This is a genomic window from Acetobacter orientalis, assembly GCF_000963965.1.
Taxonomy (GTDB): domain Bacteria; phylum Pseudomonadota; class Alphaproteobacteria; order Acetobacterales; family Acetobacteraceae; genus Acetobacter; species Acetobacter orientalis.
This window is the reverse complement of sequence record NZ_BAMX01000055.1, coordinates 74529-98406: the sequence shown is the minus strand read 5'-3', so window position 1 is coordinate 98406 and position 23878 is coordinate 74529. Positions and strand designations below refer to the sequence as shown.

Below are 23878 nucleotides of genomic sequence, written 5' to 3'. Positions count from 1 at the left end.
GCACAATTGCCGGGCCAGCTCCTTTTTGGCTCCATAATCCACAAAGGCTGGGTTTGTATATAAGGATTTTGCACATCTGGCTCGCGGCTTTAACGGGGGCCAAAAACCGCCATCTCTGTAAGGGGTATGGTTGTTCTTTTTTCTTTTCAGTGCCTATCTTGGGTGCGAATCGTTATGGGTAGGTCATGACGCAAAAAGCGAATATTCTTGTGGTTGAAGATGATCCGGCACTCTCCCGGCTTATCTGTTATAATCTTGAAAAGCAGGGCTATGAGGTTCGGCTGGCAACAGAGGGTCAGGCTGCCCTAGACCAAGTGGCCCGCCGCATGCCAGACCTTGTGCTGCTTGACTGGATGCTGCCCGGTGTGTCGGGCATTGAAGTGTGCCGCCGCCTGCGTGAGCAAGCTAAAACCCGTACACTCCCCATTATTATGCTGAGTGCCCGCGGGCAGGAAACAGATAGCGTGCGTGGCCTAGATACCGGGGCAGACGACTATTTGGTGAAGCCTTTTGGTATGGAAGCCCTGTTTGCACGGGTTAAAGCCATACTGCGCCGTGTGCCCCCACCCAGCAAAAATTTGCAGTTTGAAAACCTTGTGCTTGACCGAGTTGCCCATAAGGTTGAGCGTAATGGCAGGCTTTTGGCTCTAGGCCCAACCGAATACCGTTTGCTTGAATTTTTGATGATGCACCCCGGGCAGGTGTTCTCGCGAGAGGAACTGCTGGAACATGCTTGGGAAAGAAGCTCGTTTGTGGAACTGCGTACGGTTGATGTGCATATTCGCCGTTTGCGCCAGACCCTTAACGAGGGCGATGAGCAAGACCTTATCCGTACCGTGCGGGCGCGTGGTTATGCGCTTGACCTGCCCCAAAACCCCTAATTTGTACACAAACTGCGTGGTGGCGGGGTAACAGGTATGCTGGGTGGTGTGCATACCCTGCTGCCTCTTGTGGGTGGCGTGTTGGCAGGCGGCTTGGTGGGGGGCAGCATAACGGCGCTTTGGGCGCGTTATCGTTTGGCTGCCCAGCAGCATACGCCCGCTGCTGTGCCCGCTTTGGCCCGTACACCGGCCCGTGTACGTTTGCTTATGGCGGTAGAGCAGGTTGTGGGGGCATTACCGCAAGCCGTACTGGTGCTCGATAACGACCGCAGGCTGCTTTATGCCTCCCCCCAAGCATACCGTGATTTTGGCGAAAATCTTGGTTCGATAGAGCGCCATCCCGCTTTTCAAAGCGCAATGGACAAGCTGGCAACCCGCCCGCTAACCCGCTCAACCGAGATAGAAGAAGCCCGTATTGTGCTGGATATTCCGCTGCACCGGGTTGTGCATGGGTTTTTCCAGAAAACGGCCTTTTCCAAAACGCAATTTCTGGGTGAAAACGACCGGCTCGATGGGGGGCAACACCAGAGCGTATTGCTCTCGTTTGTGGCGTTGCACGATGTCACAGAAGCAGAAATGACAGAGCGCCAGCAGGCAGATTTTGTGGCGTATTCTAGCCATGAACTCCGCACCCCGCTGGCCGCTTTAATGGGCTTTATTGAAACCCTGCAAGGCCCCGCCGCTGACGACCCAGAGGCCCAGCGCGAATTTTTAGATATTATGGCGGCCCAAGGGCGGCGTATGCAGCGCCTGCTTGATGGTTTGCTCTATTTGTCGCGCGTGCAAATGCTGGAGCACCAACGCCCGCGCGGGGTGGTTAAGCTGGCTGACCTGTGCACCCGTTTGCAAAACGAAACCAGCATTCTGTTTCGCCAAAACGATGCAAAATTGGTGGTAGAGCCGCCCTCCCACCCAGAAATTTGCGTTGTGGGTGATGAAGACCAACTTTTGCAGGTGCTCATTAACCTTGTTGAAAACGCCCTGAAATATGGTGGGTGCGACACAGACCAAACCCGCCAAGACCCGCTTATGGTAACGGTAGGCTTTCATAAAGCTGAGCCATTAGGCGGCTGGCCCGTAGGGCCGGGGGTAGTGTTAAGTGTGTCTGATAACGGGCCGGGTATTGCGGCACGGCATTTACCACGCCTGACCGAGCGTTTTTACCGCGTGCCTAAAACATCTGCCATGGTGCAGGGCAGCGGGCTTGGGCTGGCCATTGTGCAGCATGTTATTACCCGCCACGGGGGCCGCTTTGTTATTGAAAGCACGGTTGGCACGGGTACAGACTGTCTTATCTGGCTGCCTATAGCGCAAGCAGATGTGGTGTCACAAAACTGAAATAAAACTGTCTTAAAGACTTCATTACCTTCGGTGCTCTAAACCCATTAATAAAAAGCCTAGACGTAGCCCCGGCTGCGCCATTTTGATGATGTTCAGGGATACAACTGAAAATGCGTCTTTCAACACGGCCACTCGCCATTCTGCTTGCTGCAACCAGCCTTGCGGCTCTTTCTGGCGTCTCTAAGGCTGAAAGCGTTACCGGGGCAGGTTCCAGCTTCGCTGCGCCCATCTATCAGGCATGGAGCGACGCCGCTAAAACGGCAGCTGGTGTCAGCGTTAACTACCAGAGCGTTGGCTCTAGCGCAGGTCAGAACCAGGTTCTGGCTGGCACGGTAGACTTTGGTGCGTCTGACGCCCCAATGGATGCCCGGAAAATTGAGTCCGCTCATCTCTTCCAGTTCCCCACCGTTATGGGCGGCATTGTACCGGTTGTTAACATTCCGGGCATGAAACCCAACGCACTGCGCCTGAGCGGTGAAGTGCTTGCAGGTATTTACGCTGGTGAAATTACCCAGTGGAACGATGCGAAAATTGCAAGCCTGAACCCCGGCGTAAAACTGCCTGATCTGGCTATTGCGCCTATCCACCGCGCTGATGGTTCAGGCACCACGTTCGTATTTACGTCTTACCTCGCTCGGTCTTCCGATTCTTGGAAAACTAACCTGGGTGCAGGCACCTCTATTTCTTGGCCCGGTGGCCTTGGCGCCCGTGGTAACGACGGCGTTGCTGCAACCGTGCAGAACACCGAAGGTGGCATTGGCTATGTTGAATATGCGTATGCCAGCCGCAACCACCTGACCACCACCCGCCTGCATAACCGCGCTGGTGATGATGTTGAAGCAAACCAGACCAGCTTTGCACACGCCGCTGAATCTGCTGATTGGCAGCACGCCTCTCATTTCGCGGTTGACCTGCTTGACACCGCAGGTAAAGGCGCATGGCCAATTGTTTCAGCTACTTACGTGCTAACACCTGTACCACCTAAAGATGCTGCACGCGGTAAAGCCGTACGCAACTTCTTTAGCTGGGCTTTCCAGCAGGGTGACAGCATTGCCGCTAAGCTAGACTATGTTGCTCTGCCACAGGCTGTTAAAACCAACATCCTGTCTTCTTGGAAATAAGCTTATTTTCTAAGGCGTTAGTGTTGTAACGTTTGAATCGGGCCATCCACACATGTGGATGGCCTTTTTCATAAAACTGTCACACAACCATAACGAAACCCTAACCTACGGCCTTTGGGAATCTTTTATTCAACATCCATCCCTTCGCTCTGGAATGGTTGTAATGCGCTCCAAGATTCTCCTTTCGACGCTAGCTTTTACGTCTGCGTTAATGACAACAGCAGCCCCCGCTGCCATGGCATCTTCAGCAGATGAAGCTCAGCTTCAGGCTCTGCGGCAAGAAATGGCCCAAATGCGGCGGGAAATGATGGGGCAGATTTCTAGCCTCAAAACGCGCTTGGCAAAAAGTGAGGCCGCGACCCACCAAGCCAGTGCGCCGCACGGTAAAGGCACCAATTACGCTGCCAATATGCCCCGCCACCACTATGTCGAATCTGGCCCGGTTGACCCGTCTGTGCAGTTTAACGACTCAACGGCACAAACTGGCCGCTTGAAGCTGCAAACCAGCGGTACGCCTGTGACCGACCGTGGTGACGTGACATCATGGAAGTCTTTCCGCCAAGCAACCCGGAGCGATGAAAACGTTCATATCGGCGGCATGATCATCGGCTTCCCCAAAGGTCGTTTCACGGTTGCGTCTGAAGATGCATCGTACGGCATGTCTATCGGTCTTGCTTTCCATGAAGACTTTGGTGGTTTCTTTAATTCTGGCCCTCGGGCTGGTGAGGGGCGCGGGGCGTTTAACAGCTTTACCTCCAACATGCGGCGTTTGCGTATTCCCTTCACATTCCGTTACAAAAACTGGGTTGCTGCTGTTACCCCAGACTTTGGTGCAAACCATAACGATGGCTATGTGGCACTGTATGAAGGTAACCTGAACTATACCGGTTTCCGGAACACCATTCTGACAGTTGGTTACTTCCAGCCACGCGTAACCGAAGAAGATTCCGAAAGCTCCAACGACTTTATGACGCTTGAGCGCCCCAGCATTACAGACATGGTGCGTAACATTGCCGCAGGCGATGCCCGCTTCAGTGTTGGTGCTCTGCATTATGAAAAACGTTGGTGGATTGCTGGTTACTTCACAGGGCAAGAGTGGGGCCACCGCAACGCTTCTGATATGTCCAGCACTTATTACGGTGGTGGTAACGGTAATACGATGGACAGCCAGACCGGTGCTACTCTGCGTGTTGCTGGCCGCCCTGTTGCGACTAAAGATTGGGACGTGCACCTTGGTGCATCGGCTATTTCTTCTTTCCGTCAGGCGTGTAACAGCGCTTCAGCAACGAATAGCGCTGCAACCTCTTGCACACGCACCACCTCTTTCGGGCAGCGTCCTGAGTTTGACATTGGTGAAGCGAACCTTGCTGCTACGGGCACAATCAGCAATGCCTCTCAGGTATGGGCTGCTGGGCCAGAACTTGGCGTGCGTTGGAACCGCTTGCTCCTGAAGAGTGAATACTATCATGTTGGTGTTCAGCGTCATGGGCCGCAAATTAAGTCTGCTGGTTTCCAAGGTTGGTATGGCTCCGCAGCGTATACCCTCTTTGGCACACCGCGTCTTTACAGCGAAAAAAGTGGCGCCTTTACAGCACCAGGTGTAACCGAGAAAGAAGAGTTTGATCCGGCCACCAACCACTGGGGTGCGCTTGAAGTTGTGGGCCACTACAGCGTAATCGACCTGAACAGCCGCTTGAATGATGCGATTGCTGCCAACGTTGTTCGGGGTGGTCAGCAAACTGTTTGGACAGGTGGTCTTAACTGGTACCCTAACCGCCACTTCCGTGTCATGCTGGATTATAGCCACTTCATTGTGTCTCGTAGCATGCAGGCTACCAATACAGCTGGCCGTACAGGTAACTCTGTTGCTGTGCGTGTGCAGGCTGGTTTCTAAAACTCTTTTACAAAGAGTATTTCAAAAAAAGGGAGGCCCTCTTTCAGGGTCTCCCTTTTTTAATGAGTGTAGTTTTAAGAATTTTTACGTTTAGCCTATTAGGCAATACTGCCTGTAAACACATATTGTGCATTGTGTCTGGCAAGGGCTACAACGGTTAGACCTGCCTCCTGTGCAAGCCTTAAAGCCCGTGCGGTGGGGGCAGAAATAGCCACTAAAGTGGTAAAGCCTGCTAAAATGGCCTTTTGCACCATTTCATAAGAGCAGCGGCTGGTAATAACGCAAAACCCTTCTGTAAAATTGGCTTGTTGCCGCAACCCTGCGCCAATTAATTTATCGAGCGCGTTATGGCGGCCTACATCTTCGCGTATGAGGGGTATTGTGCCATTGGGCAGGCACCATGCTGCGGCATGTACCATATGTACTTGCGCATTTAAGGTTTGTTGGGCCGCAAGGTTGGTTAAGGCCGTGCGTATAGCCGCAAGGCTGGCGGGCGTATGGGCGGCTACTTTGGGTAGGTTGGTATGGAGGCTTTCTAGGTCATCTGTGCCGCATACGCCGCACCCGGTACGGCCTGTCATGGCTCTGCGTGAGTGCAGAAGTTTTTTAAAATCTTCACCCTGTAAGGTTAGGTTTACAGTAAGGCCATCAGAAGCCTCGTCTATTTTAAGAGTACGGATAGCGCTGGCATGGCCTACAATGCGTTCTGTTATAGAAAAACCATAGGCATAATCTTCTATATTGTGTGGTGTTGCCATCATAACAGCGTAGGGAATACTGTTATAAATAAAGGCAATAGGGGTTTCATCTGCCAGTTTTAGGTCGGTTTTATAGGGTGCGTTATCACTATATTTTTCAACAGGCCATAAACAGATAAGAGCGTTTTCAGGCATGGGGTGCCTCGTTCTGCACCCAACGGCATGCGGTGGCATAGTCTGCTGGGGTGTTAATGTTAAAAAATGGGTCGTGCGGTGTGGTGTCAAAGCACACTTCGCGCATGCCGAGTGTGTCTGCAAACAGCCTTACACGCCGTTGGCTGTTATCTTGGGTGCTTTCAAGCCATTTTTGCAGGGCCTCTGCACAGTCAACGGGCCATGTAGCAACTAAGTGGTGCCGTCTACCGCCAGAGGCAGCAACGGCGGGTGCGGGCATAAGAGCCGTTGCCAATGTTGGGGGAATAAAAGGAGTATCACCCGGCACAGTCAGTAACGTGGTAGCCCCACACCCGCGCGCCCAAAGTAGCCCGGCCAAAACACCGGCCAAGGGGCCATAGGTGGGGTTGGCATCTGGTAAAACCGGTATTTGCCACGGCGCGTAACGGGCGGCATTGCCGTTAGCACTTAAGGCCAAGGCCATGCAGTGTGGGCGTAAAAGGGTAATGAGCCGGCTTAATACGGGGTGCTGGCCCAAAGGGAGTAAAGGTTTATCGCACCCTCCCATACGGGTGCCCGTGCCCCCGGCGAGTATAAGTGTAGCCAGGCCAGTGGTGGGGGTGTGCTGTCTCATAGTGTTAAAAATTGCCCGTTTACGGGCCAGAGGCAAGAGGGAGTCTTGCCTATAAAAAAAGCCAGACACAGGTTTTAACCGCGTCTGGCTTTTTAGAGGCAAAAAACAGCCTACCCCGTAGGGCTTACTAAACGTAGCAGGCTTTAGCGGGCCAGCAGGTTTTTATAAGAGACCATGCAGGCCACGTAAGCATTGTCATACTGGCCCTGAATAGAACCCTGTTTGCTGTTTGAATACAGGCCACCCCCCATGGTGCCGCCCAGCGCACCAGCGCCGGCACCAATAGCAGCACCTGCACCGCCACCAGCCGCAGCACCCAAGCCTGCACCCAGTGCTGTGGTTGCCAAACCGCCTAAAATAGCACGGTGGTTTTGGCGCTCAGCTTGGCCGCTTACAGCCATTTGGGCTTGAGAGCGGCAAAAATTTTGTTCTTGCGCAAACACGGCGTAGGGTTTGCCTTGCTGGGGCAGCACCATAACACTTGGGCCCATTGGTGTTTCGGCACAGGCAGAAAGCAGTAATGCCGGAAGAAGAAAAGCAGAGGCAGTTTTCAGTCTCATTGGTGTTTCTCTTAATGTTGGGCACCCAATAAAGAGTTACTTTAGTGGGGCAGTATCAAGTATCGTGCAGTAATGTGGTGTTTTTTACAAGCACAGCATAACTGCCGGGTGGTTAAGGTAGCTTATCTCTTTGTTTGGGCCGTGTAATCTCATTTTAGCGCGCAGCCTGTTAGCACTGTGCTGCGTGCAGGTGTAAAAGCATTGCCCTGCGCCAGAATTATGGCACGCAGGGCAAGGGGGCTTAAACCAGACGGGTAACCAGCAACTGGTTAATGCGAAAGCCTTCTACGTCTACTACTTCAAAACGGTAGCCGGATTCGTCCACACGGTCTGTTTTGCGGGCCATGCGGCGCAGGCGGTGCATAACAAAACCGCCAATGGTATCAAACTGGGCGCTATCGGGCAGTTCGCTCAGGTGTAGCTCGCGCATGACATCGCCAATGGGGGCTGCGCCATCAATCAGCCAAGAGTTCTCGTCGCGGCGTACAATGGCCTGTTCTTCAAAGGGGTTGGCAAGGCCGTCCATTAAGGCGCCCATAATGTCTTTAAAGGTAATAAGCCCTACAACCAGCCCGTATTCACTTACAATTAAGGCAAAGCCTACGCTGTGTGTGTCAAACTGGGCTAAAGTATCCCACAAGTTCAGGGTTTCTGGCACAGACAGTACATCGCGCCGCATTCTAAAAATGGGGTTAGGGAGTGTGGCTTTGCTGGGCACTTCCTGAATGGAGGGGTCTACGACAGAGGCCAGCACGTCTTCAGAACGAATAGAGCCAATAACCTTATCTAGCCCGCCATTGCATAGCGGGTAACGAGAATACGGTTTGGCGCGTACCTTTTCGTGGTTGGTCTGGGCTGTGTCTTGTACGTCTAGGTACACAATTTCGTCACGCGGGGTCATGGCCGATGTTACAGAGCGGTCTTGCAGGGCAAGCACGTTCTCAATCATCTGGTGTTCTTGTTCCAGCAAAACGCCAGAGGCAGTACCTGCGGCCAGAATGGCGCGTAAGTCTTCTGGGGTAACAGGTTCTACGGCAGAAGCGGCGGGAATTTTAAGGGCACGCAGCACCGCGTCTGATACTTTGGAAAAAATCCAGACAAAGGGGTAGAGTGCGCGCAGGGCAAATTTAGGAAACCACCCAATAGCCAGCGCCACTTTGTCTGGCGCGTTCATTGCTACGCGTTTTGGCAGCAGGTCGGCAAACAAGACAAAAACGCCGGTTACCAGCACAAAGCTCATGGCAGAGCCAAGGTTGTCGGCAATAGCTTGAGAAAACCCCCAACTGAGTAGCCATGCGGCTATGGGGGGGGAGAGCATTTCGGAGCTGACAATACCGCCCAGAATACCGACCCCGTTCAAGCAGATTTGGAGTACGGTCATAACCTGCCCGCTATTGCGGCGCAGGGCTAAAAACGCTTGGGCGCGTTTATCGCCCGCTTCTGCGCGGGAGCGCAGCCTGACCTCCCGCGCAGCAGCGAAGGAAATCTCGGAAAGAGAAATCAAGATGCTGACGGCTATCAGCAGCACAAGGGCCAGAAGGCCCGTAAGAAACAATATCAAGAGAAGACTCTGGCTAAGAGAAAAACGGGACTGTTCTACTAGCTATAACTTGCGCACGGCCAGTCGCCTAGCTTTGTTTATTGTCGTCTTTGTTACACCAACCTCAACGCCATGTGTGTTGCTTAGGTGAAATGCCATGGGGCACATAGAATAAAAGACACTGTGCAGCAGTAAAAAGAAAGAACCATACCTATGTTTGATGCCCTGCTTGTCGAACAAAACACTGCCAACAAGCAGCACGTAACACTATGCCAACTGTCAGAAGAGCAGTTGCCACCGGGCGATGTAACTGTACGTGTGGCGTATTCTACCCTTAACTACAAAGATGCTCTGGCTCTTACTGGTAAAGGGCCAATTTTACGCAGTCTGCCTATGGTGCCGGGTATAGATTTTGCAGGTACGGTTGAGCACTCTACTTACCCCGGTATTACACCCGGCCAGCAGGTGCTGCTTAACGGGTATGGGGTAGGAGAAAAACAATCTGGCGGCTTAGCCCAACGAGCCCGCGTGTCTGGTGCGTGGTTGGTGCCGCTGCCTGCGGCGTTTAGCCCCGCACAAGCTATGGCTTTGGGTACGGCAGGCTACACCGCTATGCTATGTGTGCGGGCCTTACAAAAACAGGGCGTTACCCCCCAAAGCGGAGAAGTGCTGGTAACCGGTGCTACAGGTGGGGTGGGGAGCATTGCGGTTATGCTGCTTGCCCGTTTGGGCTATGCAGTAACAGCCGTAACTGGCCGCATGGAAGAAAAACCCTACCTACAGGCCTTGGGCGCACACGAGGTCATTCCACGCCAGTATTTTGAAGGCATGACCCGCCCGTTAGAAAAAGCCCGCTGGGCTGGAGCGGTTGATGTGGCTGGGGGCCAAATGTTGGCGGCTGTTTGTGCGTCTATGCTGGCTAACGGCGTTGTTACTGCGTGCGGCTTGGCGGCTGGCATGGCTTTTCCGGCTACGGTTGCGCCCTTTATTTTGCGTGGGGTTACTCTGGTGGGCATAGAAAGTGTAAATTGCCCCATGCCCGAGCGCCTTGCCGCATGGCAGGATTTAGCCAGCCTGATAGACCCGCAAAAGCTTGCAGCCCTCACAACAGAAATATCTCTCGCGCAGGTTCCTGCTACGGCCGCAGCCTTGCTCGAGGGCAAAGTTAAAGGCCGTGTGGTCGTTAAAGTCTCTTAACCATTACGCGCATATATTAGGTAAACATGCCGGGGGTAAGCGCGCTGAAGGGCACACACGGTAAGTGGGCCACAAAGGGCAAGGGGGCAGTCAAAACAGGCTGGCCCCTATCGTGTCAGGGCAAGCTATTCTAGTCTCACAGGATCCAAGGTCTCTCACAGAGGCTGTTTTGCCCATGCAAGGAGATAAACTGTGACCCTTACCGAAACCCTTACGCACCGCCACACAACGAAGGCTTACGACAAAAGCCGTACAATTCCGGCTCCTGTTTTTGCACAACTGCTTGAAGCCCTGCATTACAGCCCGTCTTCTGTTAATTCGCAGCCATGGCACTTTTTTGTGGCAGAGACAGACGCCAGCAAAGCCCGTATTGCAAAGGCAACCAGTGGCATTTTTGCCTTTAATGCTCCTAGGGTTACAGAGGCCTCGCACGTTGTTGTGCTGTGTGCGCGTACCACTCTTACCCCAGAGTATCTGGAAACCTTGGCAAACCAAGAGCAGGCCGATGGTCGGTTTGCGACAGAAGAGGCACGTAATGCTGGCCATAAGGCACGCTCTGGTTTTGTAAACCTGCACATACAAGCCGGAGATATAGCAGAGTGGACACAAAAGCAGACCTACATTGCCCAAGGCTTTTTGCTGCTCTCGGCTGCCATGTTAGGGGTAGATGCGACACCAATGGAGGGCTTTGATGCCGCTATTTTGTCAGACGAACTCAAACTGGCAGAACAAGGCCTAGCCCCGGCGGTTATCGTTTCTCTCGGCTACCATTCCGATGCTGACTTTAACGCCAAACTGCCCAAATCTCGCCTGCCAAAACAAGATATTTTTACAACTTTATAATAAAAATAAGGTGTTTTACTTTTAGCTCTCTAAAAACCCAGCTCCCTAACGGTATTTGCCCCGTGTGCGGGGCTGGGTTTGTGTTTATGGCGTTAGATAAGGCCACACGAGCATTCAAAAATATTCAATATTAAAGCCGGTGCGTACGTTTAGCTTTAACCATAAATTGCTCTAAGCCAGCAGTCATTGCCACCTGAAAGGCAGTGAGTGTTTCGGCACTTACATAATGCTCTAGTCCTTCAGCATCAATACGTGCACATTCCGGGCTTATGCCTAAAGCCAGCAAAAAGGCTTCCACAATTCTATGGCGGGCACGAACGGCATCCGCCATTTCTCGCCCTGCCTGCGTAAGAAAAACGCCACGGTACGGCTTGCGGGCTACAAGCCCTTCATCTGCTAGGCGTGAGAGCATTTTGGCAACGGTAGGTTGGGCTACGCCTAAACGTTCTGCCAGGTCGACTTGGCGGGCTTCTTGGTCTTCGTCCAAAAGGTCAGCAATTAATTCAACATAATCTTCAACGAGCGCATTTTGCCGGGCCGCACGGTTGGCACGAAACCCCTCTGAATGTGTTTCTGCATCTGGAAGGCTATCAGGCCCGTTTATGCGGGCGGCTGGGGTATTGGGGGCTGCGGTCATGAGCCTGAAAACTTCCATAGTGGCTTGTAAAGAAAAGATTATTCTTAAAAGAAAGATGTATTCTCATATAAATACCACGGCATAGATAATCTGAAAACTGCTTAACCAAACCGGTTTTGCATATACTTTTTAGTATAGCATATTGCATATTTCCGGCTGATACGATTAACTGCTCTCTGCTGGTCTTTCATATTGCTGTCAGTTTGTGCCCCCCTTACTGGCAAAACACAGTCTTACGCTTGGCTTAACCGCTATAGCGCTGGCTTACGCCATGTTTGTTTTTAACAACCGGGTAAGGGGTGTATTCGTTAAAGTAGATTTTAAATTCAAAAGTGTTTTAAAAATTATCTTTTAGGCTCATCTCTCTTAGGCACTCTTTGCGAAAGAAGTTCGTCGGTATGCAGGTCTTGCAATATAGCAAATGCTATTCTTATAAGCTTAGGCGTTTCAGAAAAAAATGGGGCTCTGAGTGTGGTCAGCCTCGTGTGGGGGCACGTGCCATGCTGTGCTCTTGTGCCGCAGTTGGCTTTGGTTGGCTTAGTATGCAGGCCGCTAAAGCTGATGAGAGCATGATGCAGGGCAACGCAGCCCCTGCCAGCGCCGCTACCACAGTAGTGCCACAGGCTACGCTGGCTGATAGCCCAAGCAAGAAAGAGGCACAGCCAAGCCTCTCTTCTGGTACTACCAAGGCAAAGCAGGTTGCAACGCCAGAGCGTATTAATGTTGTTGGCCACCTTAACAAGGAGCGTGCGCGTATTTTCCCGGGGTTAGGCGCGGTTGATTACAGAATCGATCAACGTCAAATTTCGACAACCCCCGGTGGACAAAATGCAGCCTTTAACCAAATTCTGTTACGTGTGCCCGGTGTTGTGCTTGATAGTTATGGAGAAGTGCATGTGCGTGGCGAGCATGGGGGGCTGACATACCGCGTTAATGGCGTGCTGCTACCCGAAGGGCTTAATGGTTTTGGGCAGGAATTAGATACACGCATTATTCAATCTGTAGATTTATTAACGGGCACTTTGCCTGCACAGTTCGGCTTCCGTACTGCTGGGGTGGTAGATGTTACCACTAAAACAGGTGAGAGCCTGAAACATAATCAGCTTTCACTGTATGGGGGCAGCTATAATACGTTTGTGCCATCGGTACAATTGGGTGGCCAGCACGGAAAATTAGATTACTTCGCGACTGTATCGTTTAACCGTAATACTATTGGTATTGAGAACCCAAGTAATACATTCCGGGCCGTGCATGACGTTACCGAGCAAGAAAAAGCATTCTCGTATTTGTCTTATCATATTGATGATGTAAGCCGGGTAACCTTATTAACCAGCGCCTCTTATGCAGATTTTCAAATTCCAAACTCTTTCAAAACATTTGATGAAAACAGCCCAGATTACAGCACCATTTATAATGTAGCGGGTGTTAACCCGCATGACCCGTCAATGAACTGGGCAAAAATGAATGATAGCCAGACCGAGCAAAATTATTACGCAGTGCTTTCCTACCAACGCACAACAGAAAAGCTGAATTTTCAGGCGTCACCTTATTTTCGATATGGCCGTATAGATTATACACCCGATCGTGACCGTGACCTTATTTACCAGGGCGTTTCAGAGCATGAGGTTAATGATTTTACCACCGGCGGTATGCAGTTTGACTTATCGTACGAAATTGCACCCAAACACACAGTGCGGGCTGGGTTGTTAGGGCAATATACGTCTGAACGCTTAGACACAAATACCTTGGCTTTTCCGGTTGATGCACAAGGCACCCAAAGCACAAATGTGCCTGTGCGTTTAATTGATAATACCGGAAATTGGTCGGTCGAGGCTGGTGCCTATATTCAAGACGAATATAAGGTGACCCGTAACCTTACTTTTAATTATGGCATTCGTTACGACAGGTTTGCGTCTTCTTTTGATAACGAGGGCCAACTGAGCCCCCGTGCCAATATGGTCTGGAAACCAAACAGCACAACAACACTGCATATTGGGTATTCGCGCTATTTTGCACCGCCATCGCCGCAATATGTTTACTCATCTACATTGGCCAAGTTTGAGGGCACAACCAACGCGGCCGCTAATTTAGTGAATGATGCGACAAAAGTTGAAAAATCGAACTATGTAGATGGTGGTATTCTTCAACGTATTACACCAGAATTTCAAATCACGGTCGATGCGTATGCAAAATGGGCGCATGACTTAACAGACCTTGGGCAATTTGGCCGTGCCGTTATTCTTGCCCCGTTTAGTTATAAACGTGGGCGCGTTTATGGTGCAGAATTTGGGAGCTCATGGCGGCATGGCCCGTGGTCGCTTTTTGGTAATTTTTCTTATGTCAAAACATCTGCCAAAGACATTAATTCTGCACAATACCAGTTTGATGTGGCCGAGCTGGCTTATATAAAAAATCATGCCATTCAGCTTGACCATCAGGGGGAATATACAGCCACAGCCGGTGCATCTTGGACGACAAAGCACGATATGGCGTATCTAGACTTTGTGTATGGTTACGGCTTGCGTAGTGGCTTTGCAAATTTAGAAAAAGAGCCGCAATACAGTGTCTTTAATATTGGCTACCAGCACAGTTTTACAAAAGTGCCCTTTGGGCATGCGCTTAAAGTGCGGGCAGATGTTATTAACCTGTTCGACAAACGCTACCAACTGCGTGATGGGAGTGGCGTTGGTATATACCAAGCGCAATATGGCCAGCGGCGTGGTACGTTCTTCTCGGTTGTGTCGGAGTTCTAACAGCTGGTTGTGGGGTGGCTGCCGCCTGTAAGGGGGCCGCCAAGCCTCAGCGGTACTCTTGGGCAGGTTCGCCTGGTGTCTGCCCGGTACGCGGGTATGCTTCTTTTACAGCTAAAACTCTGCCTTTCTAAAAATTCACTGCAAAAAATATTGCCTAAATTGAAATGATATAACATAACAACTTTATTAAGTGCTAAAAGAGTGCGAACTTAAAGGGGAAGAGCGAGACGAAAAAGAGAGGGAGCGCCAGAAACATTGCATTTTGTTATCTGTCTCGGTAGGACACTGGGTCAGTAATGGTCCCGTGCAAACTGGATAAAAGGGAATGCTGTGCCGTCTTCAAGTGCTCACGGCTTGGAGGTTAGTCAGCAACTGTACCCGCAACTGTAGGCGGTAAGAGTCTGTTTTTGCATTTTTAAAAATGCGCCACTGGCTAAAAAGCTGGGAAGGTTAAACAGGCTCTGTCATCCGCAAGTCAGGAAACCTGCCATTACTGTTGATACACCATGCACTGGCCGGGAACAGCTAGTGGCAGGAGACAGAAAATGTTTTTTGTATGTGCAGGCACGGCGCTTTTTTACCCAAATACCGTTCAGGTCATTTCTGACGGTTAGATGGTTTTTTTGTCTTAAGTTTCTGAAAACTTTAAGTTTTAAAAAAATACAACAGGCTCTGTACGGGGCTTGCTTCGCCGTGAGAAAAATTATGACCAAACGTGCACGCTGCGCGAAAAAAGCCGTTTTGCCGCTTCGTTATTCCCTGCTGGTAACAGCGTTAAGTGTGGGAGCACTTACAGACCTGCCAGCAGCTATTGCGGCCGAGGTAGACGCTCCAGAAGGGGGAGACAATACCGTTGTTACAGTTACAGGCCGCCCGCAAAAAGTAAAAGATGTTGCGGGTACTGTGCAAATTATAGACCAGCGTGCCCTGCAAACATCAGGTGCCCAGTCTTTAACCGACGTGCTGGCCCAACATGCTGTTGGGTTTTTGAGCCAGTGGAGCCCAGCGCAAACCTCTATTAATATTCGTGGTGCCGCGTCAGACGGGCAGGGGCGTGACTTTAACGGGCAAGTACTTGTGTTAATAGATGGGCGGCGTGCAGGTACAGCCAACCTGTCAAAAATTGCTCCGTCTGCCATAGAACGCATTGAAATTATTCGTGGCCCGGCCTCTGTTATTTATGGCAGCCAGAATATTGGCGGTGTTATTAATATTATTACTAAAAATGGCTTAAATACCAAGGGTATTACACTCTCTGGCACGGGTGGTTCTTGGGGGTTAGGCAAAGGTGCGTTTGAGGTTGGGGGTAAAAAAGGCCGGTTTGACTATTTTGTAAGCCTTTCTGGTGGTCGTAGTGGAGACTACCACTCGGGAGAGGGCGGCGGTCGAGAAGTTAATACCCAGTGGGTTAGAGATGGCGCCTTGGCTGTCGTTGGGTATCAGATTAACGCGCTTAACCGGGTCGAACTTTCTGGCCGTATTGATGGTATTTATGACTCTGGTTTTCGGGGGTCTGGGGCAAATTATTATAGTAAAGATAATCGTATCAATAATTCGGCCGACCTTACTTATACAGGGAGCACTAAAAACAAAAAAATAGATTGGAGTGCGCATTTTTACGATGTTCATGATGAAGATAATTTTCATTGGGCATCGCCAGTTGTCTATTCAAACGGCAAGCCTGCCGCAGGAACATCTGCCGATAACAACAAAAGAAATCTGGATATTGTGGGCAGCAAAATGATCGTGCATGCGCGGTTGTTACCCCACAATGATGCCCTCATTGGCTCTGACCTAGAGCAAAGTGTGCTGCGGTCTACCCGTAGGCGTGTTGGTGTTAATGGGGCAAGTATGAGCCAGACAGCCCCTTACGATAACAACCAGACAGACCAGTTTGTTGCCTTTTATGCGCAAGACCAACATCGGTTTTTTCATGATAAAGTGGCACTCAGCGCTGGTATTCGGCAGACATGGGGCCACACGCGCATGGATCGTACGCCGTATAGAACAGGGCTTATTAGCAGAACCGCGCCGTATCAGGCCACAACGTGGTCGGTGGGGACAACTTATAAACCTGTTAAAAATATTACACTGCGGGCGGGTGCGGCATCTGGTTTCCGTGCGCCCACAGCAACCGAACTTGCCGCAGATTTTGATGGTTTTGGAGGGGGGCGCACCTTTGGTAACCCCAACCTAAAGCCAGAGCGTAACCAGCAAATTGAAGTAGGCCTTAATTATACAGATACCATTTGGCAAGGTGATGTTGCGCTGTTTCAAAATAGTATCCGTAACCGTATTACCACACAGGTAAGGCCCGGTTACGCTAATACATATGATTATGTGAATAAAGCAGGTAATTTGCTGATTAGGGGTATAGAGCTACAGGGGGCTGTTAATATGGCATGCCTTCTCTGGCCTGAGCGTAACGATATAAAATGGTCTTTTTATTCAAACGGAAATTATAATTTTGATATGAAAGATGAAGGGGCGGCTGCTAACCTTAATACCCATACAGCGCAACGTGTGTACCGGTATCAGGTAGCAATGGGCGCGCGTTTTGGCTCTACCCTACATGGCCACCCATGGAATGTGGACGTAAATGGAACAGTGCAAGGCACACTCTATTACGATACCGAGGAACATCTGCTTATTCCACAAGCCGAACCTCGTAGCAGCTACGTGCATAAAGAGGCACCGTACACAATCTGGAATTTACATATGGATTACGCAGTGACGCATAATCTGTTAGTCAATTTTGCCATTACCAATTTAACAAACCTCAATTATCACCCGGTTTTTATTGCAACAGACCACGCTAACTCTGGTTTAGATGCGCGTTTTTCAAATGGGGGTATTGGTACCTCTCTGCCAGGCCGCACGTTCCAGGGTGGATTGGTTTTACGGTTTGACTAATTCGGCACACACTATGTGGGGGCGGGTCATAGCTCGGGTGCTTGCAGGCACGCTTGGTGCATACGGCACAGGTTATGCGCTGGCTGGGGCGTTGGCTGTTATATTGCCCCTGTCTCGTGTTGACCGCGTTTCGGCTGCCACAGGTGTGTCTTTTCTTATTATGGCAGCATGTAGTTTGTGGGCAGGGTGTGCCCATAGGCTTGTTTGGGTGTGGGGCGTCATGGTGGGGGTAATGGTGGTTTCAGGTTTAGTGGTCTTATGCGGGCACATAACACCATGAAACGCCCATACCTACGCGAGATGCGCGCTTTTCATAGTTGGGTTGGGCTTTTTTTAGGCTGGATACTATTTGGGGTTTTACTAACCGGTTCTTTGGCTGTGTTTCATACCGAGTTAGACCAATGGGGCTTAACAGAGCTCAGCTTTGCAAAACCTGTTGCGCCAGAGCAGGCTGTTGCCCAGAGCGTAGAGTATTTAAGTGCCCATGCGCCAGATGCACGGTTATGGCGTATTATACTCCCAGATGAGCGCGACCCGTATTTGAGAGCAGCGTATAAAACGGCATCGGGTGGTATGGTAGAGGCTATTCTTAACAGCGGCCCACAGCCCTTTATTGTCAGGAATGAACAGCTCGGATCTTTTTTTCTGCTTTACCATTCTCATTTATTGCTTAAACGCACCTTAACGCAAATTGGGCTCTTTCTTGTGGGGGCGGCTGGTATTGCAATGCTGTGTGTTTGCATAAGCGGGGTGTGGAGCCATATTAAGGTTTTTGCAGAGTTTTTCACGTTTCGTCCCGGTAAAAACAAGCACCGAGCATGGCTTGACCTGCATACTGTGCTGGGCATTTTACCTTTACCGTTTCATTTAATGATTTCGTACACTGGGCTTATTATGCTGTATTGGCTTTATGTGCCTTCTGCAGCGTCTGTCATATATGGCAACAACCTTTCCACTTTTAGGCAAGAGGCGCTGGGTACGTATAGTATGGTGTTGCCACCGCAAAAAGGCCCGGCGACACCCTTGTTTTCACTCACGACTTTATTGCACGATGCTCAAAGCCACTGGGGGCAGGGGGCTATTGCAAAAATTTATGTGCGTGACCCATTTTATAAGGGTGCAATTGTAGAATTCTGGCACGAACGTGCCCACCAGGTGGGGCAACAATATGCCCGGCGCGTTTATAACGGCGCCACGGGCCAGCTTATTTTACAAAATATGCCACTTACATTTGTGGCACGGGTGCAATCTGTTTTGGCGGGTTTACATTGGGTAGAGTGGGGCGGGCCAAGCATACGTTGGTGCTACGCTTTGGCAGGGCTTATGGGGGCAGGTTCTGTCGCAACTGGGCTTATTCTTTATACCCAAAAGCAGTCTCGTGCAGTTCAAAATACTGTCTTGGTAACTGTTGCCAGAAAACTGAATGTTTGTGCTCTTCTTGGGTTTTCGTGTGCCTGTTTAAGTGTTTTTTGGGCAGAGCGTCTTTTGCCTTATACATGGCCTCAAAGAAACGCGTTATTGCCAGTTGTGTTTTTGGGGGTATGGTTTGCAAGTATTGTACATGCTTTCCTTACGCCCACTAGGCTTGGCTGGGTGCACCAGGGCTGTTTGTTCATTACGCTCTGTGGGTTATTGCCACTTACAGGGTGGTATCGTCATATGTCGCTGCTTTCCGCCTGTATGGTGGGCCACTGGTCTGTGGCGGTAGTCGATGTATCTGCTCTTGTTATCGCTCTGTTAGGGTGTGTCGTTCTGTATCGTGTTTGTAGGCACAAAAGAGTTTTAAAGGCGTAGCGTAATTATGCTGTCATTTACGTTAGCCTATACCGCTTATGTATGCCTTTTGCAGACAACACGGCGCTACCAGTTTGCGTATTACAGCAACGCAAAACCACTAATATGGAATATTGCATCCTGGCTGGTGGCTGGCCTACTTTTTGCGCTTTCTTTACGTGTTTGGGTAACGGCCCATAATAACAGCATGGGGTGCGTAAGCTGGCTTTTTTATATGCTGCCGCTACCGGGATTTATGATGATTATCGTAAAAACCTATTGTCCTTCCTTACGTGCTTTATTGGGTTCAGTTGGTGTGTTGGGAGTATTTTCGTTTTTCTGTGCCGGCTGGTTATAAAAAAGCATTCATGGCGCGCAGCTACACCCAGTGATCTCATTTAATGAGGTGATGGTGCACCGCAGACCGAATTTTAAACCCGAATACCGACAAGGGAGCCGTGGTATTTTGGAAATATGCACGGAAAACCACTGTCTATGTGACCTTGAGCAAAGCCCTTCATCTTGCCGCTAACACAAAGGGCGTAACGGTTCAGGGCTTGTATTTCATCTTTCGAGACTAGATATCCGATACAAATGCCTGCCTGCGTGATGTAGCGGAAAGGCTCTGGTTTATGCCATTGAGAACAAGGTGGAAGCTGCTTACCGTAGAAGTGACCTATTAGAACAACGTAACCCCCTGATGGAGACATGGGCCAAACACTGCCGGGGCTACCGTAATTATGACGATCGGTGTCGTTGTTCGGGCTGGCCACTAAAGTATGCCCCTTTTCATCTCTCTCATACCCTGCCACCGTGGCGAAACTCTAGGGCCACAGTTGGCAAACCCACTACGCCCGGTGCACCTCCGCATCGGTCGCGTTTTTTGTAGATGAGAAAGGACAGTACAGATGCATCTGCACCGATCAGGTAAGTCTACGCGCCGCACCCGACATATGAGCTTTGTTGCCAGCATTGCGGTAGCTGTTATGGCGGCGAGTCTACCGCTAGTTGCCGCACAGGCGGCCTCAATCGAATTGCCCACTAGAGCGGTGCTGCCATTTGCTCTAGCGCAGAAGATTGCCGATGCAGCGATCCAGAAAGCCAAAGCCATTCCAGCAGCTGGTGTCATAGCCATTGTAGATGATGCGGGTGAGGTTATTTTACAGATCCGTATGGATAACGCTTTCATGCGTGCCAGTTCGGGCCTTGCTCCGGAAAAAGCGCGTTCAGCCGTTATGTTTCATCGCTCTACCGCCACGCTGGAGGCTGCCGTGGCAGGCCCCAGACCAGCTCTTGTGACTGCACCGGGGTTTGTCATGCTTAAAGGTGGGGAGCCGATTGTCATCAACGGCCATCTAGTCGGAGGGGTTGGCGTATCAGTTGACACACCAGACCATGACGAGGATATCGCCCAAGCAGGGTTAGCCGCTATTAAATAGGCACGTATGACACTTTCAAAGCCAGTCAGGTTGGAGAGTGAATTCGCAAATACACGTCTTCGTTCTGCCTGTCTGGTGCTGATAGCGCTCTGGATTTTGCTTTCTTCCAGTCGGCAAAGGCTACCTGGTCCGCTCAAACGTACTGTGATGAGGCGATAGGGTTTTGCCTGTTTTTGCCCTGTATGATCAGGCGGCTACCACCAGCAAGAGCTGCAAAAACCTCGCGCGTGCATGCGCGTATTGTGCAACTGTGTCCCACGGGCACCCGATTTATCCACCCTACAAAATGATAGTAACCTATCTCATTTTTTTGGTGGATTTTTTAAGGAGATTGGCGGAGGGGAAGGGATTCGAACCCTCGATACAGTTTAACCCGTATAACGGTTTAGCAAACCGTCGCCTTCAGCCACTCGGCCACCCCTCCGCAAGAAGAGTGTAAAGATACACGACGTTTGCATCGCTGCTTTTAGGGGGTTCTTTTCACTTCGTCAAACCCCCTAAATGCAAATTTTGAAGGGAATTTTTACATTCCCCTCAGCTTTACCCGTTTAGCTTGGTTTTTAGGGCTTCGTTCACAAGGGCTGGGTTGGCTTTGCCCTTGGTTTCCTTCATCACTTGGCCCACAAAGAATCCAAACAGCTTGTCTTTGCCGCTACGGTATTCGTCAACTTTATCAGCGTTTTTGGTCATGACAGAGTCGATGGCCGCGTCAATCACGCCGGTGTCTGTAACCTGCTTCAGGCCTTTTTTCTCAACAATGGCATCGGGACTTTCGCCCGTTTCCACCATGTCTTCAAACACATCTTTGGCAATTTTGCCGTTAATGGTGCCATCAGCAATCAGGTCGAGCATTTTGCCGAGTGCTTGTGCACTTACAGGGCAGTTTTCAATGGTGCGGCCCATGCGGTTCATGGCGGCAAACAGGTCACCCGTTACCCATGTTACGGCCAGCTTGCCATCACGCCCTTTGGCAACAGTTTCAAAGTAGTCTGCCACAGACTGCTCAGCTACCAGCACGCCTGCATCATAGAAGGTTACGCCGTATTCCTGCTGAAAGCGTGCGCGTTTGGCGTCTGGCAGTTCTGGCAGGGCAGCTTTTAAGCTGTCTACCCAGTCTTGCTCAATAACCAGTGGCAGCAGGTCAGGGTCGGGGAAGTAGCGGTAATCGTGTGCATCTTCCTTAGAGCGCATGGTGCGGGTTTCACCACGGGCGGGGTCGAATAGGCGGGTTTCTTGGTCAACCTCGCCGCCATTTTCCCAAATTTCTACCTGCCGTGCGGCTTCGGCCTCAATGGCCTGCATCACAAAGCGAATGGAGTTGACGTTTTTAATTTCGCAACGCGTGCGGAAAGGTTCGCCTGCTTTACGTACAGACACGTTAACGTCTGCCCGCATGGAGCCTTCGTCCATGTTGCCGTCACAGGTGCCAAGGTAGCGCAAAATCTGGCGGAGTTTACGCAGGTAAGCCCCGGCTTCTTCTGGCGCGCGGATATCTGGCTCGCTTACAATTTCCATCAGCGCCACGCCAGAGCGGTTCAGGTCAACAAAGGAGCGTGCGGGGTCTTGGTCGTGCAGGAGCTTACCGGCGTCTTGCTCCATATGCAGGCGGGTAATGCCAATTTGGCGTGTTTCACCCCCCGGCAGTTCAATTTCGATTGTGCCTTCACCGACAATCGGGAACTCAAACTGGCTAATCTGGTAGCCCTGCGGCAGGTCGGCATAAAAGTAGTTTTTACGGTCAAAACGACTTTGCAGGTTAATGCGTGCGTTAAGGCCCAAGCCGGTACGCACAGCCTGTGCCACGCATTCTTTGTTTAAAACGGGCAACATGCCGGGAAAGGCCGCATCAACCAAACTGACCTGCGTGTTTGGCTCTGCCCCAAAAGTGGTAGAAGAGCCAGAAAACAGCTTGGACTGGCTAATGATCTGGGCATGAACTTCCAACCCGACCACAATTTCCCAGTTTCCGGTTTTACCTTCAATAATGTAGCTCATGCGCCTGCCTCCGCGTGCAGGGTGGGTGTGTGGGCAAAGCCCGCAGCAGCTTCTAACGCACCGCCAACAGACAGCACAGTTTCTTCATCAAAATGGCGGCCAATAATTTGCAAGCCTAGGGGCAGGCCCTTGCTGTCTAGCCCAACAGGCACAGACAAAGCGGGCACACCGGCCATGCTGGCTGGTACGGTAAAGATGTCGTTTAGGTACATCTGTACGGGGTCGGCCATGTTCTCACCCTGTGCAAAGGCAGCACTTGGGGCGGTGGGGGTTAGCAGCACGTCTACTTTTTCAAACGCTTCAACAAAGTCGCGTTTAATAAGGGTGCGTACTTTTTGGGCTTTCAGGTAGTAGGCGTCGTAATAGCCAGCAGATAGCACATAGGTGCCCATCAATATGCGGCTACGCACTTCTTCGCCAAACCCAGCGGCGCGGGTGGCTTCGTAAATGCCGTCTAGCGTTGCGGCGTCTTTGCGCTCACCAAAGCGAATACCGTCATAGCGCGCAAGGTTGGAAGAGCATTCAGCCGGGGCAATAATATAGTATGTGGCCAAGCCGTATTTGGTGTGAGGGAGAGAGACATCAACAATCTCGCACCCGGCATCACGCAGCCATGCAATGCCTTGTTCCCACATGGCAGAAATTTCTGGTGACAGGCCGGGGGCGCGGTATTCTGCCGGAATACCAACCCGCAAGCCTTTAATGCTTTTGCCAACAGCTTGGGCAAATGCAGGTACGGGGCGGTTGGAGCAGGTGCTGTCTTTTTCATCAAAGCCAGCCATGGCTTCTAGCATCAGGCCAGCATCGGCCACGGTGCGGGTCATGGGGCCAGCTTGGTCGAGCGAGCTGGCGTAGGCAATGGTGCCCCAACGGCTGCACCGGCCATAGGTGGGTTTAAGCCCTACAATACCGCAAAATGCAGCAGGTTGGCGAATAGAGCCGCCGGTATCTGTACCTGTTGCGGCCAGCGCAAGCCCGGCTGCCACAGCAGCAGCAGACCCACCAGAAGACCCGCCGGGCACAAGTGCGGTTGCTTCATCACCCTTGCGCTGCCACGGGTTAAGCACCGCGCCATAAGCAGAGGTAATGTTGGCAGACCCCATGGCAAACTCATCAAGGTTGGTTTTGCCAACAAAGAGAGACCCGGCATCAAGCAGGCGGGCTGTGACCGTGCTTTCGTAGGGGGGTATAAAATTGGCCAAAATTTTGCTGGCGGCCGTGGTTTTAATGCCTTTCGTGCAAAACAGGTCTTTTACGCCAACGGGCAAGCCTTCCATGGGGCGTGCGGTGCCTGCTGCGTAGCGGGCATCGGCTGCATCGGCGGCAGTCAGCACGTCTTGCTCGGGCACTACGGTAATATAGGCGTTTAATTTAGGGTTAAGGCGGTCAATGGCGTCTAGGTGGGCCTTGGCCAGGTCACGGGCAGAAAATTTGCGGGCAGCAAGCCCTGCGCGCGCTTCGGTTAGCGTCAGCTTGGTGAGCATA

General features: G+C 51.2%; 18 protein-coding genes, 1 tRNA gene and 1 riboswitch. Of the genes, 11 read left to right on the top strand and 8 right to left on the bottom strand.

The window, feature by feature from the left end; all coding sequences use genetic code 11:
- Positions 1–185: 185 nt before the first annotated feature.
- The 4 genes from phoB to Abor_RS12905 all read left to right on the top strand — a co-directional run bounded on the left by phoB (position 186) and on the right by Abor_RS12905 (position 5237).
- A complete protein-coding gene (phoB, locus tag Abor_RS12920; RefSeq protein WP_048842294.1) occupies positions 186–881 on the top strand; it encodes a phosphate regulon transcriptional regulator PhoB in 696 nt (231 codons plus the stop codon).
- A gap of 36 nt (positions 882–917) precedes the next feature.
- The gene (locus Abor_RS12915) at positions 918–2219 is read left to right on the top strand and encodes a sensor histidine kinase (RefSeq protein WP_052946446.1); all 1302 of its coding nucleotides are present in this window, start codon (positions 918–920) and stop codon (positions 2217–2219) included.
- A gap of 113 nt (positions 2220–2332) precedes the next feature.
- On the top strand, positions 2333–3343 hold the full coding sequence (pstS, locus tag Abor_RS12910) for a phosphate ABC transporter substrate-binding protein PstS (protein ID WP_048842293.1): 1011 nt from the start codon (positions 2333–2335) through the stop codon (positions 3341–3343).
- Positions 3344–3506: 163 nt separating this feature from the next.
- Complete coding sequence (locus tag Abor_RS12905; protein WP_408734820.1) at positions 3507–5237, top strand: OprO/OprP family phosphate-selective porin; 1731 nt, start codon at positions 3507–3509, stop codon at positions 5235–5237.
- Positions 5238–5335: 98 nt separating this feature from the next.
- Here Abor_RS12905 and fdhD read toward each other — a convergent pair whose 3' ends face one another.
- The 4 genes from fdhD to Abor_RS12885 form a co-directional block, all read right to left on the bottom strand.
- On the bottom strand, positions 5336–6130 hold the full coding sequence (fdhD, locus tag Abor_RS12900; RefSeq protein WP_052946445.1) for a formate dehydrogenase accessory sulfurtransferase FdhD: 795 nt from the start codon (positions 6128–6130) through the stop codon (positions 5336–5338).
- Complete coding sequence (mobA, locus tag Abor_RS12895; protein WP_048842318.1) at positions 6123–6743, bottom strand: molybdenum cofactor guanylyltransferase MobA; 621 nt, start codon at positions 6741–6743, stop codon at positions 6123–6125. The genes fdhD and mobA overlap by 8 nt, the downstream gene beginning before the upstream one ends.
- A gap of 143 nt (positions 6744–6886) precedes the next feature.
- Positions 6887–7303 carry a glycine zipper family protein gene (locus Abor_RS12890; protein WP_048842292.1) on the bottom strand — a complete coding sequence of 139 codons (417 nt, stop codon included), beginning with the start codon at positions 7301–7303 and terminating at the stop codon, positions 6887–6889.
- Positions 7304–7544: 241 nt separating this feature from the next.
- A complete protein-coding gene (locus Abor_RS12885; protein ID WP_048842291.1) occupies positions 7545–8864 on the bottom strand; it encodes a hemolysin family protein in 1320 nt (439 codons plus the stop codon).
- 192 nt (positions 8865–9056) lie between these two features.
- On the opposite strand from Abor_RS12885, the gene acuI reads away from it, so the two are divergent.
- Together acuI and nfsB are read left to right on the top strand one after the other, a co-directional pair.
- Positions 9057–10040 carry an acrylyl-CoA reductase (NADPH) gene (acuI, locus tag Abor_RS12880; protein WP_048842290.1) on the top strand — a complete coding sequence of 328 codons (984 nt, stop codon included), beginning with the start codon at positions 9057–9059 and terminating at the stop codon, positions 10038–10040.
- 192 nt (positions 10041–10232) lie between these two features.
- The gene (nfsB, locus tag Abor_RS12875) at positions 10233–10883 is read left to right on the top strand and encodes an oxygen-insensitive NAD(P)H nitroreductase (RefSeq protein WP_048842289.1); all 651 of its coding nucleotides are present in this window, start codon (positions 10233–10235) and stop codon (positions 10881–10883) included.
- A gap of 130 nt (positions 10884–11013) precedes the next feature.
- Here the strand turns inward: nfsB and mntR are convergent, their stop codons facing one another.
- Complete coding sequence (mntR, locus tag Abor_RS12870) at positions 11014–11520, bottom strand: manganese-binding transcriptional regulator MntR (RefSeq protein ID WP_048842288.1); 507 nt, start codon at positions 11518–11520, stop codon at positions 11014–11016.
- Positions 11521–12020: 500 nt separating this feature from the next.
- Here mntR and Abor_RS12865 point away from each other — a divergent pair, with 500 nt between their 5' ends.
- From Abor_RS12865 to Abor_RS12845, 5 genes are all read left to right on the top strand, one after another.
- Positions 12021–14273: a TonB-dependent receptor gene (locus tag Abor_RS12865; RefSeq protein WP_232014991.1), complete on the top strand. Its 2253-nt coding sequence runs from the start codon at positions 12021–12023 to the stop codon at positions 14271–14273.
- A gap of 280 nt (positions 14274–14553) precedes the next feature.
- A riboswitch (cobalamin riboswitch) is annotated at positions 14554–14779 on the top strand.
- A gap of 199 nt (positions 14780–14978) precedes the next feature.
- Positions 14979–17186 carry a TonB-dependent receptor gene (locus Abor_RS12860; protein WP_052946444.1) on the top strand — a complete coding sequence of 736 codons (2208 nt, stop codon included), beginning with the start codon at positions 14979–14981 and terminating at the stop codon, positions 17184–17186.
- Positions 17179–17466, top strand: a complete 288-nt coding sequence (locus tag Abor_RS12855; RefSeq protein ID WP_126621291.1) for a hypothetical protein — start codon at positions 17179–17181, stop codon at positions 17464–17466. Before Abor_RS12860 ends, Abor_RS12855 begins: the two co-directional genes overlap by 8 nt.
- Complete coding sequence (locus tag Abor_RS12850) at positions 17463–18980, top strand: PepSY-associated TM helix domain-containing protein (protein ID WP_048842286.1); 1518 nt, start codon at positions 17463–17465, stop codon at positions 18978–18980. Before Abor_RS12855 ends, Abor_RS12850 begins: the two co-directional genes overlap by 4 nt.
- Before the next feature lie 887 nt (positions 18981–19867).
- The gene (locus Abor_RS12845) at positions 19868–20398 is read left to right on the top strand and encodes a GlcG/HbpS family heme-binding protein (RefSeq protein WP_197719536.1); all 531 of its coding nucleotides are present in this window, start codon (positions 19868–19870) and stop codon (positions 20396–20398) included.
- A gap of 332 nt (positions 20399–20730) precedes the next feature.
- On the opposite strand, the gene Abor_RS12840 is transcribed toward Abor_RS12845, so the two are convergent.
- From Abor_RS12840 to gatA, 3 genes are all read right to left on the bottom strand, one after another.
- A tRNA-Ser gene (locus Abor_RS12840) sits at positions 20731–20822 on the bottom strand.
- Between the two features lie 116 nt (positions 20823–20938).
- On the bottom strand, positions 20939–22393 hold the full coding sequence (gene gatB, locus Abor_RS12835) for an Asp-tRNA(Asn)/Glu-tRNA(Gln) amidotransferase subunit GatB (protein WP_048842284.1): 1455 nt from the start codon (positions 22391–22393) through the stop codon (positions 20939–20941).
- A complete protein-coding gene (gene gatA, locus Abor_RS12830) occupies positions 22390–23877 on the bottom strand; it encodes an Asp-tRNA(Asn)/Glu-tRNA(Gln) amidotransferase subunit GatA (protein WP_048842314.1) in 1488 nt (495 codons plus the stop codon). Before gatA ends, gatB begins: the two co-directional genes overlap by 4 nt.
- Between the last annotated feature and the right edge of the window lies 1 nt (position 23878).

Excerpts from the sequence above, each read along its gene's own strand:
- Abor_RS12860 (WP_052946444.1), top strand. The coding sequence starts at position 14,979 with ATGACCAAACGTGCACGCTGCGCGAAAAAAGCCGTTTTGCCGCTTCGT.
- fdhD (WP_052946445.1), bottom strand. The coding sequence starts at position 6,130 with ATGCCTGAAAACGCTCTTATCTGTTTATGGCCTGTTGAAAAATATAGT.
- Abor_RS12850 (WP_048842286.1), top strand. The coding sequence starts at position 17,463 with ATGAAACGCCCATACCTACGCGAGATGCGCGCTTTTCATAGTTGGGTT.
- Abor_RS12915 (WP_052946446.1), top strand. The coding sequence starts at position 918 with ATGCTGGGTGGTGTGCATACCCTGCTGCCTCTTGTGGGTGGCGTGTTG.
- Abor_RS12865 (WP_232014991.1), top strand. The coding sequence starts at position 12,021 with ATGCTGTGCTCTTGTGCCGCAGTTGGCTTTGGTTGGCTTAGTATGCAG.
- acuI (WP_048842290.1), top strand. The coding sequence starts at position 9,057 with ATGTTTGATGCCCTGCTTGTCGAACAAAACACTGCCAACAAGCAGCAC.
- Abor_RS12905 (WP_408734820.1), top strand. The coding sequence starts at position 3,507 with ATGCGCTCCAAGATTCTCCTTTCGACGCTAGCTTTTACGTCTGCGTTA.
- gatB (WP_048842284.1), bottom strand. The coding sequence starts at position 22,393 with ATGAGCTACATTATTGAAGGTAAAACCGGAAACTGGGAAATTGTGGTC.
- gatA (WP_048842314.1), bottom strand. The coding sequence starts at position 23,877 with ATGCTCACCAAGCTGACGCTAACCGAAGCGCGCGCAGGGCTTGCTGCC.
- Abor_RS12845 (WP_197719536.1), top strand. The coding sequence starts at position 19,868 with ATGCATCTGCACCGATCAGGTAAGTCTACGCGCCGCACCCGACATATG.
- pstS (WP_048842293.1), top strand. The coding sequence starts at position 2,333 with ATGCGTCTTTCAACACGGCCACTCGCCATTCTGCTTGCTGCAACCAGC.
- mobA (WP_048842318.1), bottom strand. The coding sequence starts at position 6,743 with ATGAGACAGCACACCCCCACCACTGGCCTGGCTACACTTATACTCGCC.
- phoB (WP_048842294.1), top strand. The coding sequence starts at position 186 with ATGACGCAAAAAGCGAATATTCTTGTGGTTGAAGATGATCCGGCACTC.
- mntR (WP_048842288.1), bottom strand. The coding sequence starts at position 11,520 with ATGACCGCAGCCCCCAATACCCCAGCCGCCCGCATAAACGGGCCTGAT.
- Abor_RS12890 (WP_048842292.1), bottom strand. The coding sequence starts at position 7,303 with ATGAGACTGAAAACTGCCTCTGCTTTTCTTCTTCCGGCATTACTGCTT.